Annotated in this window: 15 protein-coding genes; 8 read left to right on the top strand and 7 right to left on the bottom strand. The window is 56.8% G+C overall.

The features are described 5' to 3' along the window. Positions 1-10 precede the first annotated feature (10 nt). On the top strand, positions 11-913 hold the full coding sequence (locus tag F8561_RS22145) for a LysR family transcriptional regulator (RefSeq protein WP_044857110.1): 903 nt from the start codon (positions 11-13) through the stop codon (positions 911-913). Positions 914-930: 17 nt separating this feature from the next. Here F8561_RS22145 and F8561_RS22140 read toward each other — a convergent pair whose 3' ends face one another. Together F8561_RS22140 and F8561_RS22135 are read right to left on the bottom strand one after the other, a co-directional pair. Beyond that, positions 931-1,683, bottom strand: coding sequence for a phosphate/phosphite/phosphonate ABC transporter substrate-binding protein (locus F8561_RS22140; protein ID WP_151887948.1), 753 nt, complete (start codon positions 1,681-1,683; stop codon positions 931-933). Continuing rightward, positions 1,676-2,647 carry a fatty acid desaturase gene (locus tag F8561_RS22135; RefSeq protein ID WP_151887947.1) on the bottom strand — a complete coding sequence of 324 codons (972 nt, stop codon included), beginning with the start codon at positions 2,645-2,647 and terminating at the stop codon, positions 1,676-1,678. The genes F8561_RS22140 and F8561_RS22135 overlap by 8 nt, the downstream gene beginning before the upstream one ends. A 165-nt stretch (positions 2,648-2,812) precedes the next feature. On the opposite strand from F8561_RS22135, the gene F8561_RS22130 reads away from it, so the two are divergent. Further along, positions 2,813-3,793, top strand: a complete 981-nt coding sequence (locus F8561_RS22130; RefSeq protein WP_059305786.1) for a GlxA family transcriptional regulator — start codon at positions 2,813-2,815, stop codon at positions 3,791-3,793. Between the two features lie 78 nt (positions 3,794-3,871). Continuing rightward, positions 3,872-4,882 carry a type I glyceraldehyde-3-phosphate dehydrogenase gene (gene gap, locus F8561_RS22125; RefSeq protein WP_151887946.1) on the top strand — a complete coding sequence of 337 codons (1,011 nt, stop codon included), beginning with the start codon at positions 3,872-3,874 and terminating at the stop codon, positions 4,880-4,882. Positions 4,883-4,952: 70 nt separating this feature from the next. Here gap and F8561_RS22120 read toward each other — a convergent pair whose 3' ends face one another. Next, a complete protein-coding gene (locus F8561_RS22120) occupies positions 4,953-6,140 on the bottom strand; it encodes an MFS transporter (RefSeq protein WP_151887945.1) in 1,188 nt (395 codons plus the stop codon). Positions 6,141-6,255: 115 nt separating this feature from the next. Between F8561_RS22120 and F8561_RS22115 the strand changes: the two genes are divergently transcribed. After that, positions 6,256-7,212, top strand: a complete 957-nt coding sequence (locus F8561_RS22115; protein ID WP_063156550.1) for an AraC family transcriptional regulator — start codon at positions 6,256-6,258, stop codon at positions 7,210-7,212. Positions 7,213-7,574: 362 nt separating this feature from the next. Further along, on the top strand, positions 7,575-9,260 hold the full coding sequence (locus tag F8561_RS22110) for an alpha,alpha-trehalase (protein ID WP_151887944.1): 1,686 nt from the start codon (positions 7,575-7,577) through the stop codon (positions 9,258-9,260). 72 nt (positions 9,261-9,332) lie between these two features. Here F8561_RS22110 and F8561_RS22105 read toward each other — a convergent pair whose 3' ends face one another. Continuing rightward, positions 9,333-11,435, bottom strand: a complete 2,103-nt coding sequence (locus F8561_RS22105) for a TonB-dependent siderophore receptor (RefSeq protein ID WP_151887943.1) — start codon at positions 11,433-11,435, stop codon at positions 9,333-9,335. A 111-nt stretch (positions 11,436-11,546) separates the two neighbouring features. Continuing rightward, positions 11,547-11,801 carry a GlsB/YeaQ/YmgE family stress response membrane protein gene (locus tag F8561_RS22100; RefSeq protein ID WP_010432765.1) on the bottom strand — a complete coding sequence of 85 codons (255 nt, stop codon included), beginning with the start codon at positions 11,799-11,801 and terminating at the stop codon, positions 11,547-11,549. Between the two features lie 207 nt (positions 11,802-12,008). On the opposite strand from F8561_RS22100, the gene ycgR reads away from it, so the two are divergent. Continuing rightward, on the top strand, positions 12,009-12,740 hold the full coding sequence (ycgR, locus tag F8561_RS22095) for a flagellar brake protein YcgR (protein WP_151887942.1): 732 nt from the start codon (positions 12,009-12,011) through the stop codon (positions 12,738-12,740). 37 nt (positions 12,741-12,777) lie between these two features. Here the strand turns inward: ycgR and emtA are convergent, their stop codons facing one another. After that, positions 12,778-13,389 (bottom strand): membrane-bound lytic murein transglycosylase EmtA, encoded by a 612-nt coding sequence (emtA, locus tag F8561_RS22090; RefSeq protein WP_151887941.1) that lies wholly within the window; start codon positions 13,387-13,389, stop codon positions 12,778-12,780. 107 nt (positions 13,390-13,496) lie between these two features. On the opposite strand from emtA, the gene ldcA reads away from it, so the two are divergent. Together ldcA and F8561_RS22080 are read left to right on the top strand one after the other, a co-directional pair. Continuing rightward, positions 13,497-14,411 (top strand): muramoyltetrapeptide carboxypeptidase, encoded by a 915-nt coding sequence (ldcA, locus tag F8561_RS22085; RefSeq protein WP_151887940.1) that lies wholly within the window; start codon positions 13,497-13,499, stop codon positions 14,409-14,411. Between the two features lie 96 nt (positions 14,412-14,507). Continuing rightward, positions 14,508-16,241 (top strand): potassium/proton antiporter, encoded by a 1,734-nt coding sequence (locus F8561_RS22080; RefSeq protein WP_014170573.1) that lies wholly within the window; start codon positions 14,508-14,510, stop codon positions 16,239-16,241. A 60-nt stretch (positions 16,242-16,301) separates the two neighbouring features. Here F8561_RS22080 and dadX read toward each other — a convergent pair whose 3' ends face one another. Beyond that, positions 16,302-17,372 carry a catabolic alanine racemase DadX gene (gene dadX / locus F8561_RS22075; protein ID WP_025203876.1) on the bottom strand — a complete coding sequence of 357 codons (1,071 nt, stop codon included), beginning with the start codon at positions 17,370-17,372 and terminating at the stop codon, positions 16,302-16,304. Positions 17,373-17,374 lie beyond the last annotated feature (2 nt).

The following is a 17,374-nucleotide window of genomic DNA, read 5'->3' as shown; positions in this document are numbered from 1 at the left end:
GAGAAATACGATGGATATAAAACAGCTAAAGTACTTAATCGCACTCGATCAGACCCGGCATTTTGGTAAAGCAGCCTCGCAGTGCAACATCACCCAGCCGACCCTCTCCATGCGTATTCGCAGCCTGGAAGAGGAGCTGGGGCTGGTGCTGATTACTCGCGGGCAACGTTTTGAAGGCTTTACGCCCGAAGGCGAACGCATTCTGGCATGGGCGCGCGCGGTACTGGCCGCTCACGACGGCCTGCAGGCCGAAGCCTCGCTGTGCAAAGGGCAAGTGGTGGGTGAATTGCGTCTGGGAATGGTGCCGCTGGCCAGCGTGGATCCGATGATCTTTATCCGCCAGCTGACGCAAAAATACCCGGAGCTGACCTACAGCCTCTACTCAATGTCCTCACAACAAATTGCCGACGGCGTCAGCCGGAATCAGCTTGAACTGGGGATTTGCTACCTGAACAGCATCGACACCCGTCCGTTTGACATTATCCAGCTGCCAAAAACCGAAATGGGATTGCTGCACGATATCCGCCATTTCCAGCTGGATCAGGAGACGCTGACCTGGCAGGAACTGATGGCATTTCCGCTGGGGTTTCTGACCAAGGGAATGCATTATCGCGAGCATATGGAGGTGAGCTTTAAATCTGCCGGCATTAATCCCGAGTCTGTCTTCGAAAGCGATTCCACTTTCCAGATCATTCAGGCGGTACAAAGCGGCGTCTGCTGTGCCGTGATGCCGCTGAACAACGGGCTGGAGAACCTGAACAACCACTTCCGGATAACCCCCATAACCGACTCGAACATCGAAGCCCCGATCGGCCTGATCATGCGTCGACAAGCCCCCGTCTCCTCACTGGCACTGCGCTGTTTCACCGACGCGCAGGCGCTTTATCTTGCAGAGAACAACGGCATTGAGTGAGGTCATGTGATAACGCGTCAGTCGAGCAATACCGAATAAGACTGACGCGTCACCACACTGAACCCGCCGATCAGCACCGCCTTGCAAACGTCCCGGTATTGCGGGGCATTCACCAGCGTGTTCAGCGCATCACGGAGAGCGTTAAGCGTTTCAGGGGATGTGTTGTGCGCGGTAATCAGCGGTAACCCGGGTGTCAGGGGAGTACTGTCGATCGCCGCCAGCCCGTCGAGCAACGCCGGTTCATGACGCTGCAGTAACGCGTACGTCACGCAGTCGATAGCGGCGATATCGCCCTTACCCTCTTTTAGATCAATCAGCGACTGACGATGGCTGCCGCTAAAGGTCGTCCGGGCAAAATAATGGCCATCGGGTGCAAGTGGCGCCACTTTTTTTCGCAGCGCGTGATAACCGGACTGCGAATCCGCAGAATTGCATACCGCCCATCGGCCGCGAAAATCAGCCAGTGTCCGGGAGCGCTTCTGGGCGCGCGTCACCAGAAGGCTACGGTAATAAAACGCTTCGCAGCCCGGCGCCTGGTAGTGAAAACAGCCCACGACCTGTACGTCCGGCAATTGCGTCATCAGCGGGTAGCCGCAGGTCTGGCTGAGGACAAGCCCGGGCTGCTGCCAGTGGGCCAGCAGAGAATCATCGGGTACGCCTTCGCTCACCGGCACGCCGCGTTCGGCAAGCAGGTGCTGTACCGCTCGCCAGAGGGCATCCGTGTCGGCGCGATTGATGGCATACATCGGAAACGCCAGCGGGTTACTCATGACTTCCCTCGTGTTGACGCCCTGGGTGAGCGGTGACGTTGACCGCCCGCCCCCAAAACTGTCGCATCCATTCACTATAACCCCTGACCACAAAACCATGGTTACGCTTCTGGTACGCCGCCCGGTTTTGCAGATAGACGCTTTTTAGCCCATACCACGGAACACCCGGTAAATCGTGATGGACTGAATGGTAGTTAAGATTTAAAAACAGCACCCGCCAGAACAGCCCTGCTTCGTTGATGACAGAACGCGCCAGCGGATCATCCGCCGCGCGATGTTCATAAAAGGAGCGCACTTTAGTCAGCGCCAGCGCCGGATAACTTACCGCCAGCACAAACCAGACGGGCGAGAAACCGTTGTGCATCATCCAGGCAAACAGCGCTACCAGCAGCGACGCGTGGACGAGCCACATTGCCATTGCGCGCAGGTGAAGATGGCGAAACGCCGTCACGGCGCTGGCCAGCGTCTGCAGGATATCCAGCAGCGGTGCCAGCAACAGCCGGCCGCAGAAGGTATTCCGTGCATGGATCACGCGCTTGTGCCAGGGCGAAAAGCGTGCCCAGCTCTCCTCGGTAAAATAGTACGACTCCGGGTCATCCACCGGGATCGTCAGGCTATCGTGGCGATGATGGGCAAGATGAGAGTCCCGGTACAGACCATACGGATACCACACCGCCAGCGGAAGCGTGCCAAACAGCGCGTTAAGCCAGGCAAAGCGCGTGGGATGGCCGTGGATCAGTTCATGCTGGAGTGACATATACCAGGTGGTAAATCCGATGAGCAGCAGCGTAGCGGGCAGCAATCCCAGCGTTTTCCAGTACGCCAGCGTGGCAAACCAGCCACTGTAAAGGGTGATGATGACGATCCACGTGGGCAGTTCGCTTCGCCACAAAAACCCCGAGGCGAGGTGGTGAATTTGATCGCGTTGTTGCGGATGTAAATAGAGGGAGCTTCGTTTACCCATGCCTTCAGACGCCGTTTCGCCAGAGAGAATGCCCTGACGATCGGGGAAAACGCCTGAAATAACAAAGAACTTATATCGCTTTGCTTTGCCAGAAACGCGGGCAGCGCGAGATCTCCCTCTCGTTCGCAACTTGACTTATTTTGCAATAAAGGTACTTTTCAGGACATGAAGAAGATCCTGATTATCGTCCCTGACGGCGGCATGCTGTTTGAAGCCGCCGGTATCGCAGACATTCTGATGCAGGCGAACCGGCTGCATCCGGAAGGCCTAGCCCATCCCTGTTACCGCATAATCATCGCCACCACCCAGCCTCACCAGGTGATCCACGGCCAGTCCGGCCTGAATCTGCTGGCGGATTATCGCCTGCCGGAGCTGGATCCGCGTGAACCGCTTGATACGATTATTATCACCGGACGCGGAATGAACGAGCAGGAGAGCACGGCGGTGGTGGACTGGCTGCACCTGGCTGCGCCACACGCGCGGCGGATAGCCTCCATTTGCGGCGGCGCGATGCTGCTGGCCCAGACCGGCCTGCTTGATGGACGCCGGGCGACCACCCACTGGCGGCTGCTGGAGACCCTGCAAACCCAGTACCCGGCCATCCATGTGGAAGGTGGCCCGCTGTATATTCAGGACGGTCCCATCTGGACCTCCGGTGGGGTTAGCTCCGGGTTTGATTTGACCCTGGCGCTGGTGGAAGACGATTACGGTTTTACCCTCGCTCGCGAGGTGGCGCAGGATATGGTGATGTATCTGCGCCGCCCCGGCGGGCAGCTGCAGTTCAGTCGCTATAATCTTCAGCAGCCCGGCACCTCCGGCCCGATAAGCGACCTGCAAACCTGGATCCTGGAGAACCTGACCGCTGACCTGTGCGTGGAAAATCTGGCGCAAAAAGCGGCGATGAGCCCGCGCAATTTCACCCGCGTGTTCACCCGTGAAACGGGCGCCTCTCCGGCGCGTTATGTCACCGAAGCACGCCTTGCCGCCGCCCGGCAACTGCTTGAACAGACCAGCTACCCTCTCGAACGCATTGCTGAGCAGAGCGGGTTTGGCAGCAGCATCAATTTGCGTCGCGTCTTTGAGAAACAACTCCACCTCACGCCTGGCGAGTATCGTCAGCGCTTCCACTGTCGCAAAATGGCATAATGTGATCCTTTTTTGTCGTTTACGCCATCCGGCCTGACGCCTACAGTGACTCCAGACAACAGAGATAAGGAGTGCACTATGGTTAAGGTCGGCATTAACGGTTTCGGCCGTATCGGACGTAATTTCCTGCGCGCGGCGCTGGGTAACCCGGATGTGCAGATTGTGGCAATTAACGATCTGACGGACAGCAAAACCCTCGCCCATCTGCTCAAACATGATTCCCTTCTCGGCATGCTGCCGGCTCCCGTTGAAGCCGCGGACGGGGCACTGCAGGTCGATGGCCAGCGGATCGTCGTCTTTAGCGAACGCGATCCGGCGAATATCGCGTGGCGTGACGCCGGCGTTGACGTGGTTATTGAAGCCACTGGCTTCTTTACGGAGCGGGAAAAAGCAGCCGTGCATATCACGCACGGTGGGGCTAAGCGCGTCATCATCTCCGCCCCCGGCAAAAACGATGACCTGACGGTGGTCATGGGCGTCAACCATGAACAGTACGATCCGGCTCAGCATTACGTAGTGAGTAATGGCAGTTGTACGACCAATGGTCTGGCCCCCGCCGCTCAGGTTTTGCATCAGCAGTACGGGATTGAACATGGCCTGATGAACACCACGCACGCCTATACCAACAGTCAGGCACTGCACGATCAGCCAGAGAAGGATCTGCGCGGTGCACGTGCGGCAGCGCTGTCGATTGTGCCTTACTCCAGCGGTGCGGCGAAAGCGCTGGGGAAAGTGATCCCCTCACTTGACGGTAAACTGACCGGGTATTCCCTGCGCGTGCCGGTTCCGGTGGTGTCGATTGTGGATTTGACGGTAACCCTGAGCCGTGACGTTACCGCCGAGGAGGTGAATGACGCCTTCCGGAAAGCCGCTGCCAGTGGCCCCCTGAAAGGCATTCTGGGTTACAGCGATGAACCGCTGGTTTCCAGTGATTATCAGGGCGACCCGCGCTCGTCAATTATCGACGGGCTCTCCACCCTCGTGATTGGCGGCAAAATGGTGAAGATCCTGGCGTGGTATGACAACGAGTGGGGATTCTCAAACCGTCTGGTGGATCTGGCGGTGCTGATGGATAAGAAAGGGTTGTAACCTTCCCCCCGTTCCCACTCTGAGTGGGTGTCGCTGCCCGGTAGCCTTTCGCTGACCGGGCACGCGTTCGTCACTCTGCTTTGACTTTCACGCCCATAAACACAATTACCATGGCCGTCACCAGCAGGAAACCGCTGCCCGCGAAGACGCCGCTGGCACCGTTGAGGTCGAATACAGCACCACCCACTGCCGCACCGGCGCTTATCGCCAGCTGGATAGAGGCCACCAGCAAACCACCCGCACTTTCGGCTTCATCCGGCACGGTGGTGGCAAGCCACGTTGACCAGCCCACCGGTACCAGACCAAACGCAAAGCCCCACAGCGCGACCAGTAACCCGTCCAGCATCGCCAGATGACCAAACGCCACCATGGTGAGAGCAAGCACGCCCATCGCGAACGGTACCAGTGCCAGCGTCAGGCGCAGATTACGCGCCAGCAGATGCCCGGCGACGGAGGTGCCGATGAAGTTGGCAATCCCAAAGCCCAGCAGGATCAGCGAGATGCTCTCCACGCTCGCCTGCCCCACCGTTTCAAGGAACGGACGCAGGTAGGTAAAGAAGGCAAAGTGGCCGCTGAAGATAAGAATGGTCGCCAGCATGCCGCCAATCATCCCCGGACGACGCAGCACGCGGAACAGCGTACTCAGGCTGCCGCTGCTTTCCGGCTTCATGGACGGCAGTACCCAGAGCTGCCACAGCAGCGCCAGCATGCTCGGCAGAATGCAGAGAATAAAGACGTTACGCCAGCCAATCAGGCTACCCAGATAGCTTCCCAGCGGCGCCGCCACCACCGTCGCAATCGAGACGCTGGAGAAGATCACCGCCAGCGCTTTCGGCACTTTATCGGCGGGCACCAGGCGCATCGCCGTGGCGGTCGACATCGCCCAGAATCCCCCGATCGCCACACCCAGCAACAGCCGGCCCATCAGCAGGACGTGCAGCGTGGGCGCAAAAGCCACCAGCAGGCTGGAGATGATCTGCAGCACCGAGAAGAACATCAATACCCAGCGACGGTCGATATTTTTGGTGGCCGACGTGATGAGCAACCCGGTGACCAGCGCCACCAGCGCCGTGGCCGTCACCGCTTGTCCGGCCATCCCCTCGGACACCCCCAGGCTCGCGGCCATCGGCGTCAGCAAACTGGCGGGCAGGAATTCTGCTGTGATCAGGCCGAATACGCCGAGCCCCAGTGAGTAGACGGCTCGCCAGGCGGGTTTTGCAGGCGTGACCGCCTCTCTCGCCACGACACATGAATTCATCTGTTGTTCTCCCGTTATAAAAATGTGACAACTGTCGCAAAAGCATAGTGGGTTCACCCTGGACGATCTATGACATATAATCTCCACTTATTGATTATTCGTCCGGAGTTGCGACATGACCGCTCAGTCACCCGATTTGATCAGCGAACTTTTGCGCGGCATGCGCCTGTCGGGCGTGAAATACCGTCGGATTGAGGCCAGCGCGCCGTTTGGCGTGGCGTTTCACCAGGCGCCCGGCAAAGCCCAGTTCCATTTTGTCAGCCACGGTAGCGCCCTGTTGCGTATGGAGAGTGGCGCCACCTTCACGCTGAATGGCGGCGACGCCCTTTTTATCCCAAACGGCAACGCCCATGCCCTGCTCTCTGACGAGCACGCCAGCATTACCCCGGTCAGTGCATTCCCCAGCGAGCCTATCTGCGGTTCGGTCTGTGCGATCACCTGTGAGCCGTGTCCGGAAAGCGAGAACACCATCATCTTCAGTGGATGCATGGATTTTGAACTGGGCGGGATGCAGCCGCTGATCAAGGCGATGCCGGAAGTGATGATGGTGAGCCGGCTGATGTCCACATGGCCGGAAATTCATCCGCTGCTGGCAGCGATGGAGCGGGAATCAATGACCCGCCAGGCCGGATTCGCCGGGATCCTCGCGCGACTTGCCGACGTGGTGGCCGCGTTGATCGTGCGTGGCTGGGTTGAAGGAGGCTGCGGCAAAGCTACCGGCTGGGTGCAGGTATTGCGCGACCCGCGTTTGAGCCGGGCCATTTACGCCATGCATCAGCAGCCAGGCCTGAACTGGAGCGTGGCGGATCTGGCGAAAGAAGCGGGCACTTCCCGCTCCGTGTTTGCTGAACGTTTTCTGGCGGCCACGGGAACCACACCGGCAAAATATCTCAGCGAACTGAGGATGCGGCTGGCCATTCAGTACATCCGCCACGAAAATCAGCCCATTGAAACCGTCGCGTTGCGTCTGGGGTACGGTTCACTGGCCGCGTTCAGTCGGGCATTTAAGCGCATTATTGGGCATGCACCAGGCACATTGCGCGAGACCAGCCAGACCCCGGAAGAGGTCTGAGCCAGGCGTTAGCGATACGTATTTTTTGCCAGTCGCCTTTCGCGATTTAATTATGGGGCGTGCTAAGGGAGCACCTTGCGCTATTACGGAATAAAAGAGCATTCCGCGCATATTATTATCGCGCCATGATTTACGCCCATTGATTAAATAAAAAGCAATATAATTATTTATCATAAAAAAGAATTATCTTTCATCGAGATAGCAAATTCTCCCAATCCCTTCCGGCGCATAACCAGACGGTAAATTGTCTGGTTATGCGCAAAATGGGATATTCGACACGCGAAGCGGCCAATATTCGTCTAAGGTTTTCAGGTGATTGATAACAGCGGCAACGCTGCTCAGCGAATACAGGAGATGAACCGATGATAAGACCTCGTACACTACGCCCTGCTCTTTTGCACCTGGCTTTGGGCGGCGCGTTACTCGGTGTGACAACATGGGGTTATGCGGAAGAACAACTCACCACCCAGACAAGCTCCCCCGATATTTTACTTGGTCCTCTCTTTAATGATGTGCAAAGTGCCAAACTGTTTCCCGATCAAAAGACCTTTGCTGACGCCGTGCCAAAAAGCGATCCGCTGATGATTCTGGCGGATTATCGTATGCAGCGCACCCAGTCTGGCTTCGATCTGAAGCACTTTGTGGAAATGAACTTTACGCTGCCAGCGGAGGGTGAAAAATACGTCCCGCCTGCCGGGCAAACTTTACGTGCACACATTGATGACCTGTGGCCCGTACTGACCCGCACCACCGATAAAGCGAGTAATAAGTGGGATTCCCTTCTGCCGCTGCCTAAACCCTATGTCGTGCCTGGCGGACGTTTTCGCGAGGTCTACTACTGGGACAGTTATTTCACCATGTTAGGGCTGGCTGAGAGTGGCCACTGGGACAAAATCAGCGATATGGTGGACAACTTCGCTTACGAGCTGGACAGCTGGGGACATATCCCGAACGGCAACCGCAGCTACTACCTGAGCCGCTCCCAGCCTCCGTTCTTCGCGCTGATGGTCGAGTTACTGGCGACCCATGACAGCGATGCGCTGAAGAAATACCGTCCGCAAATGGAGAAAGAGTACGCCTACTGGATGGAGGGGGCCGACACGCTGCAGGCCGGACAAGCCAACAAACGTGTGGTGAAGCTGGACGATGGCTCAGTGCTCAACCGCTACTGGGATGACCGCGATACGCCGCGTCCTGAATCCTGGCTCGACGATATGACCACCGCTAAAAGCAATCCTAACCGACCGGCCACGGAGATCTACCGCGATTTACGCTCAGCGGCCGCCTCGGGCTGGGACTTTAGCTCCCGCTGGATGGACGATCCGCAAAAACTGGGCACGATCCGCACCACCAGCATTGTGCCTGTCGATCTTAACGCCCTGATGTTTAAGATGGAAAAATTGCTGGCCAGGGCAAGCCAGGCATCCGGCGATACCTCCGCTGCCAGCAAGTATGACGCGCTGGCGACCGCGCGTCAGAAAGCGATCGAGAGCCATCTGTGGAATGATAAAGAGGGCTGGTACGCGGATTACGATCTTAAGAGTAAAAAGGTGCGTAATCAGCTTACGGCAGCCGCACTTTATCCGCTCTATGTGAAGGCGGCTTCGCAGGATCGCGCTGATAAGGTCGCTGCAGCGGCATCGTCACGCCTGCTCAAACCGGGCGGCATTTCCACCACCACCATCAACAGCGGCCAGCAGTGGGATGCACCTAACGGCTGGGCACCGCTGCAGTGGGTGGCGACGGAAGGGTTGCAGAATTACGGGCAGGATAAGGTGGCAATGGATGTGACCTGGCGCTTCCTGAAAAATGTTCAGCATACCTATGACCGCGAACAGAAGCTGGTAGAGAAGTACGACGTTTCGAGTACCGGTACAGGGGGCGGCGGCGGCGAATATCCGCTGCAGGATGGCTTCGGCTGGAGCAACGGCGTGACGCTGAAAATGCTGGATCTGGTGTGTCCGAAAGAGAAACCGTGCGACAGCGTGCCGGAGAATCAGCCGGCGGCAAACGATGCTGTCGCGCCGACGAAAAGTACGGCGCAATAAAGCGGCCGCATTCCCTCACCCTCTCCCACCAGGAGAGGGTGAATGGGCCGTCTTACGGGGTTTAACAGGGCGTCAGAAGCTGTAGCTCGCGCCTAACTGATAGGTTCGGTCACGTCCAATCCAGCAGTTGGTCGCATCGTAACAGGTCAACGTCTCTTTATTGGTGATGTTCTGCGCGCTCGCTTTCAGGGTCAGCCCTTCAAGCGAAGGCAGAATTTCGCCCATCCGATAGGATGCCGCCAGATCGTACTGCGTGGTGCCACCGAGTTTACCCGCGTCGTTCGCCGGTGAAATCTCCATCGGCCCGGTGTAGCGCGCCCCGGCCCCCAGCATCAATCCTTTCAGTGGCGTATTCTCAAAGGTGTAATCCCCCCACAGGTTGAATGCATTTTCCGGCACCTGCGTAGGGCGTTTGCCCTGATACTTATCGTCCTGCGTATTGATGGCGTGAGTGTATGCGTAGTTGGCAATCAGGTTCAGATTGTCTGTCGGACGGCCAATCACAGACAACTCCGCCCCTTTAGACTCCACTTCGCCGGTCTGACGATAGTTCAGGAAGCCGGGATCGGAAGTGACGACATTCTTCTGGCGAATAGTAAACACTGAGGCGGTAAAGGTGGTGGCGTACTCTGCCAGCAGATATTTTACCCCGCCCTCCACCTGCTTGCTGGTGGTCGGCTTGACCTCTTTCGCCGTCAGGGTTCCCTGCGGCGAGACCGGGGCAAACCCTTCTGAATAGCTGATAAACGGAGAGAGACCGTTGTCGAAGGCGTAGAGCGCGCCCAGTCGTTTGGTAACGCGATCCTGCGATACCCACGCCTTGTCGCCGTTATGCAGATAATCGGTGGTGACGGAGCGATAATCATCATAGCGCAGGCTGCCCAACAGATTTAAGCCGCCAAACTCCACCTGATCCTGCAGGTAATACCCATTCTGCTGATAGCTCAGACGGTTTTTCTGCGCGGTATACAGCCCCAGCGCATCCTCATGGACCTGTGAATAGTCCAGATTGCGCATATCAATCCCCGGTGTTGTCGAGGCATAGCGGTAGTGGAAGTGGGAATTCAGCTTCTGGTAGTCAAACCCGGCCAGCAGATGGTGTTTCCACTCACCCAGCGCAACGGTTTTGGTCACCTGATTATCAATGTTGACGCTCCGGAGATCTTCATCCGTGGTGTAGGCAAAGCGGTTAAGCTGATTGACTTCACTGCCCGGCCCGGTTGCATAAATACTGCGCTGGTGGGTATCGATGTCAAAATAGCGTGCCTTCTGGTTAAAGCCCCAGCCGCTGTCAAATTCATGTTCAAAGCTGTAACCCAGCATCCACTGGCGCTGTTTAAACCCGCTCCATTCGTCGCCGGCATAATCCCGCTTGCCCGCATATTTCGAACGCAGCCAGGCGAGCGGCAGCGGGTTAGACGGCGTCAGGCTTGGGGAGTTTTGCGCCAGCGCATCAAGGGTGAGACGCGTTTTGTTGTCCGGTTGCCAGGTGACAGACGGCGCAACCAGGTAGTTTTCATACCGGGAGGTGTGCGGCTGATCGTCACTTTCCGTCGCTTTCCCCAGCAGACGGTAGTTCCAGTCGCTATCGGCAATTTGCCCGGTCGAATCCAGATACCCCTCTTTCAGGTTACGGTTGCCGGTGTTAAAACCCAGTTCGGTCCGGGCGGTCTCTTGCGGTTTTTTACTCTGAATATTCACCAGCCCACCCGGCGAGGCACCGCCGTACAGTACCGATGAGGGACCTTTGAGAATATCAACGCTTTCAACCAACAGCGGATCGATGCGGGCCTTGGTATTGCCGGTGACGTTATAGGGTAACTGCAGCCCGTTGTAGAACTCCTGATCGACGGTAAATCCGCGAATTTTATATTCGCTCATGTAGGAGGTGTTTCCGCGCACCTCGGTCGACACACCCGGTGCATAGCGCAGGATCTCATTCACGGAGTTCGCGTGACGTTTATCGATTTCCTGCGCCGACAGGGTATTGATCACCTGCGGGGTTTTACTCTCGGCAACGGCTGATTTGGTTGCGCTGTTCGTCCAGCCGGGCAGTACGCTGCCCTGCTCTGAGCCCGTGACTACGATGGTTGATTCTTCGGCAAACGCCTGTACCTGCAATGCCAGCGTCACGGCTCCTGCCAACGCGCATAACGTGAAACGAGAGGGGTTCATAAAGTCGTCTTGTGATTAAGTGTAATCAGGAACGACAATTATTATCATTTCGATTAGCAAATCAATATGCACGTAAAAAAACGGCCCTCCTTGAGAGCCGTTTTAGTGAAGTTATGCCCGTCGCAGTAACCTGAAAATGCCCAGCACAACAATGGCACCCACGACAGCCACCAGGAAACTGTGCAGGTCAAAACCGCTGATGCTGCCACCAAAGCCAAACATCGTCGCCAGCCAGCCGCCTACAACCGCCCCCACGACACCGAGCACACACGTCAGTATGAAGCCGCCGCCATCATTTCCCGGCATGATAAGTTTAGCGATAGCGCCAGCAATTAGACCAAAGATAATCCAGGCGATAATACCCATAGCGATGCCCTCTTGCAGGTTTAATGCATGCGCAGAAAACCTTCTGCGCAGGTAACTTAAGTATAGGTCATCCCTGGAAAACTAATTTCATCTCACCGACTTATCTTCTCTGCAATCTGAAAAAAAACTCATCGGTTTGTATTAAGTTTCATTGTGCAGTGCCGATAACGCAAAGACAGTCTGTCATCTATCAAGGAGCCATCCGGCGTGAGTAATTACAGTGAGCAGTTCCTCAAGCAAAATCCGCTGGCTGTATTAGGGGTATTGCGTGACCTGCAAAAAGGTGAAGTGCCGCTGCGCATCAGCTGGTCAAACAATCAGTTCATCACCAAGATCCTCGACGTCTCGCAGGAGCGACTGGTTATCGATCTGGGCAGTCAGGAGTATGAAAACCGCGCTGCACTGAAAGCAGAGAAACTCGCGGTGATGGCAGAGACCCACGGTGCAAAAGTGGAATTTGTGCTCCCGCGCCTTGAGATGAGCGAATACCAGGGTCTTCCCGCGTTTGTCACACCACTGCCTGCCAACCTGTGGTTTGTGCAGCGCCGGGAATATTTCCGCATCAGCGCCCCCCTTCATCCTGCCTATTTTTGTAAGGCTAAAATGCCGGACAAAAAAGAGCTCCGCTTCCGCCTCTTCGACCTGTCGCTGGGCGGTATGGGCGCGCTGATGGATACGCCGAAACCTGACGGACTGGTCGAAGGCATGCGATTCTCGCAAATTGAACTGGATATGGCCGGCTGGGGACGGTTTTATTTTGATGCCCAGTTGATTGCCATCAGCGAGCGGAAGGTGGTGGACAGCAAAAACGAAACGATTACCACGCCACGTTTGAGTTTCCGCTTCCTGAACGTTGGACCCGGTTCAGAGCGCGAACTGCAGCGCATTATCTTTGCACTGGAGCGCGAAGCACGGGAACGTGCGAATAAAGTTCTGTGAGGAAAACGGGCAGCGTGACCGCCGCCCGCCTGCGGCATTACATGGCATCCATCGCTTTCTGTACTTTCCAGATGTAACGCGGAGCCTGTGGTGCCGGATGATTTTTCGCCACATGTTCAACGAATTCATCTTTGTCCATGCCGTTAATCTCTTCTATCGCCTCTTTACGGTCAGAGGAGAAGGTTCGCAACAGCGCCCCGGCGCCGTTGACGTAAGAGACCACCAGCGCGTATTGCATCACTTCCGGGTCGTCGATGCCCTTCAGTACGCCATGCTCCAGAATGCTGAGATAGGCTGTCCCCATGGAGATATTACGCTCCGGGTTCTTCAGCTCGCTGGTCGACGGCTGACCGCTCCAGCCCATGTAGCGGTAGACCTCTTTACCTGCGGTAGACGCTTTAAGCTGCATCAGCCCCACTGCGTTTGATTTGCTGACAAGCGTGGGATTACCGCCGGATTCAACGGCAATGATCGCGGTGATAAGACGCGGACTGACGCCCCACGCCTTCCCGGCTTGCTCGCTGATCGGCATCCACTGCATGGCCCGTTTCACCGGCACTTCCGGGTTCCAGGGCGGATTTTGATAGTCATGTCTGGAACTACAGCCCGCAAGCAACACAATCAAAAAAGGAAACCATCTCAATTTCACGTCATCTATCCTTATAGCCGGTCATCGCAGTGCGCCGCCCCTTGAAGCGGGCAGCGTATAAGCGGCATGATATAGACAATTAGTTTCTCATTCAGCAAGGAATTGCCATGTCTCAGTTTCATCTTATCGCACCGTCGGGCTACTGCATCAATCAGGACGCGGCACAACGGGGCGTTCAGCGCTTACTGGGCTTCGGCCACCAGGTAGAAAATCAGACGATTATCCCTCGCCGCCAGCAGCGTTTTGCCGGAACCGAGGCCCAGAGACTGAATGATATCAACAGCCTGGTGAACCTGAAGGGTGAGGATCGGATCGTGCTTGCGGTGCGGGGGGGCTATGGCGCGAGCCGGTTACTGGAGAGCATTGACTGGCAAGGTCTGGCACAGCGTCAACAGCAGGACCCGCTGCTGATATGCGGCCACAGCGACTTCACGGTCATCCAGCTTGGGCTGCTGGCGCTGCATAACGTCATAACCTTCAGCGGCCCGATGCTGGCCGGAAATTTTGGTGCGCCGGCGCTCGATGCATTTACCCTTGAGCATTTCTGGCGCGCCCTGCGAAACCCAACCTACAGCATAACGTGGCAAGGCCAGGGGCCGCACTGGGCCTGTGAAGGCCAACTCTGGGGCGGTAACCTGGCAATGCTGGTCTCGCTCATCGGTACGCCGTGGCTGCCGGACATCGAAGACGGCATTCTGGTGCTGGAAGATATTAACGAACATCCGTTCCGCGTCGAGCGCATGTTATTGCAGCTTTATCATGTCGGGATCCTTGAACGTCAGTCAGCAATCGTGCTGGGCAGTTTTAGCGGTGCGGCACCCAATGATTACGACGCCGGTTACTCCCTTGAAACGATGGTTGATTTCATCCGTTCCCGTCTCGATATCCCGGTTATCACCGGTCTGGATTTTGGCCATGAGCAACAAACCGTAACCCTTGCGCTGGGGGCACATGCGTCCCTGATACATGATGATTCAGGCAGTCGGTTAACAATAAGCGGTCATCCGGTCATAAAGGCATAAAAAAGCCGTTAAACCCCTTAATAAAACGCTGTTGCCGTGGTTAATATGTTAGGGTTTTAGTAACAGCGTTAACATTGAGGTGGGAGTAAGACAACATTGGATGCCGCAGCGATAATCAGCCTTTTCATTCTGGGTTCTGTGCTTGTAACCTGTAGTATATTATTAAGTTCATTTTCATCGCGTCTCGGCATACCTATTCTCGTTATTTTCCTTGCTATCGGCATGCTGGCTGGCATCGATGGCATCGGCGGTATTCCTTTCGATAACTACCCTTTCGCCTACATGGTGAGTAACCTCGCGCTGGCAGTGATCCTGCTGGACGGCGGGATGCGCACTCAGGCGAGCTCGTTCCGCGTCGCCTTAGGGCCGGCGCTGTCGCTCGCGACCGTAGGCGTATTAATCACATCCGGCCTGACCGGGATGATGGCCGCCTGGCTGTTCCATCTCAATATCATGGAAGGCTTGCTGATTGGCGCTATTGTCGGTTCAACCGATGCGGCGGCGGTCTTTTCCCTACTTGGCGGTAAAGGGCTTAACGAACGTGTTGGCTCCACGCTTGAGATTGAATCCGGCAGTAACGATCCCATGGCGGTGTTTCTCACCATCACGCTGATTGAGATGATCCAGCAGCACGAAAGCGGGCTGAGCTGGATGTTTGCCTGGCATATCCTGCAGCAGTTTGGTCTGGGGATTATTCTTGGCCTCGGCGGCGGCTATCTGCTGCAGCAGATGATCAACCGGATTTCACTTCCCGCCGGGCTTTACCCTCTGCTGGCGCTGAGCGGCGGCATTCTGATTTTTGCCGTCACCACCGCGCTGGATGGCAGCGGCATTCTTGCCGTTTACCTCTGTGGCTTCCTGATGGGTAATCGCCCTATTCGCAACCGTCACGCCATTTTGCAGAACTTCGACGGACTGGCCTGGCTGGCGCAGATTGGCATGTTCCTGGTGCTTGGCCTGCTGGTTACCCCTTCAGACCTGCTGCCTATCGCCGTGCCGGCGCTGATGCTGTCGGCGTGGATGATCTTCTTCGCCCGTCCACTGTCGGTGTTTGCAGGCCTGCTGCCGTTTCGCGGCTTTAACCTGCGCGAGCGTATCTTTATCAGTTGGGTGGGTCTGCGCGGCGCGGTGCCGATTATCCTTGCCGTGTTCCCGATGATGGCGGGCCTGGATAACGCCCGACTGTTCTTCAACGTCGCATTCTTCGTTGTTTTGATTTCACTCCTGTTCCAGGGCACGTCACTCGGCTGGGCGGCGAAAAAGGCAAAAGTGGTGATCCCCCCCGTTGGCTGGCCCGTCTCCCGCGTCGGATTGGATATTCATCCGGAAAACCCGTGGGAACAGTTTGTGTATCAGCTTAGCGAAGACAAATGGTGCGTGGGCGCGTCGCTGCGCGATCTGCATATGCCCGCCGAAACGCGGATTGCCGCGTTGTTCCGCGACAATGTTCTGCTTCACCCTACCGGCAGCACCCGTCTGCGTGAAGGGGATATTTTGTGCGTGATTGGCCGCGAGCGCGACCTGCCCGCACTGGGTAAATTGTTCAGCCAGTCGCCACCGGTGGCGCTGGATCAGCGTTTCTTCGGCGATTTTATTCTGGAAGCGAGCGCCAAATTTGCAGATGTTGCCTTGATTTACGGTCTGGATGAAGGGCTGGAGTATCGCGATAAGCAGCAAACGCTGGGGGAAATTATCCAGCAACTGCTTGGCGCAGCACCCGTTGTCGGTGACCAGGTCGAGTTTGCCGGGATGATCTGGACGGTGGCCGAGAAAGAAGATAACGCGGTACGCAAAGTCGGCGTAAGGCCGATGGAAGAAGAGTCAGAGTAGTTTAGGTTTCGTGTCTTACTGGCCGGGGAAGGCGTTATCGCCCCCCGGCACATCGCATAGTTACACCGTCACAACCGGTACGCGCGGCGCCAGAGCGCACATCAGCTCATAGCCAACGGTCCCTGCAGCAGCGGCCACATCGTCAATTTTAATTTCATTTCCCCACAGCTCAACCGGTGAACCAATCCCCGCCTGCGGGCACGGCGTGAGGTCTACCGCCAGCATATCCATTGAGACCGTCCCCACGGTACCCGTGCGAACACCATCCACCCACACCGGCGTGCCGGTCGGAGCGATACGCGGGTAGCCGTCGGCATAGCCTCCCGCCACAATGCCAATTCGCTGTTCGCCTGTCGCCCGGTAACGGCTGCCGTAGCCCACAGTGGAACCGGCCTTCAGCGTTTGTACGCCGATGATTTCGCTGCGCAGGGTCATCACCGGTTTCAGGCCGCTGTTAGCAATATCCTGCCACTGCCCTGACGGTGACGCGCCGTACAGAATGATCCCCGGGCGTACCCAGCTGTAGTGCGCCTCCGGGTGCCACAGCGTGGCCGCCGAGTTAGAGAGCGAGCGCGAACACGCCAGACCTTCAGCCGCCTGCTCAATCCGCACCATCGCCTCGGCGATGCCATCGGGTTTTTCCGCGTCGGCAAAGTGCGCCATCAGCGTCATTTCGCCCACATTCTTGATGCCGCGCAGCTGTTGCCATACCGTATGTACCCGCTCGGGCTGGAAGCCCAGGCGGTTCATGCCGCTGTTCACCTTGAGATAAATGTCGAGCGGAGCATGCAGTCTGGCGTCCTGCAGGGCTTTAACCTGCCAGTTGCTGTGAATGCTGGTGGTCAGCCGGTACTTATCCAGCAACGGTAGATCGTCGGCATGGAAGAACCCTTCCAGCAATAAGATAGGGCCTTTCCAGCCACGCTCGCGCAGCAAAATGGCCTCTTCCAGATTCAGTAACGCAAAACCGTCGGTCGCGCTGAGCGCGCTCCAGATGCGGTCAATACCGTGGCCGTAGGCGTTCGCTTTCACCACCGACCAGACGCGTGAACCTGGCGCAGCACGGCGAACAATCTGCAGGTTATCCTTCAGGGCCTGCAAGTCCAGCTGAGCCAGAACAGGACGGGACATGA

This window comes from Enterobacter sp. 198, assembly GCF_009025585.1.
Lineage (GTDB): Bacteria > Pseudomonadota > Gammaproteobacteria > Enterobacterales > Enterobacteriaceae > Enterobacter > Enterobacter ludwigii.
This window is presented reverse-complemented; position numbering and strand designations above follow the sequence as displayed.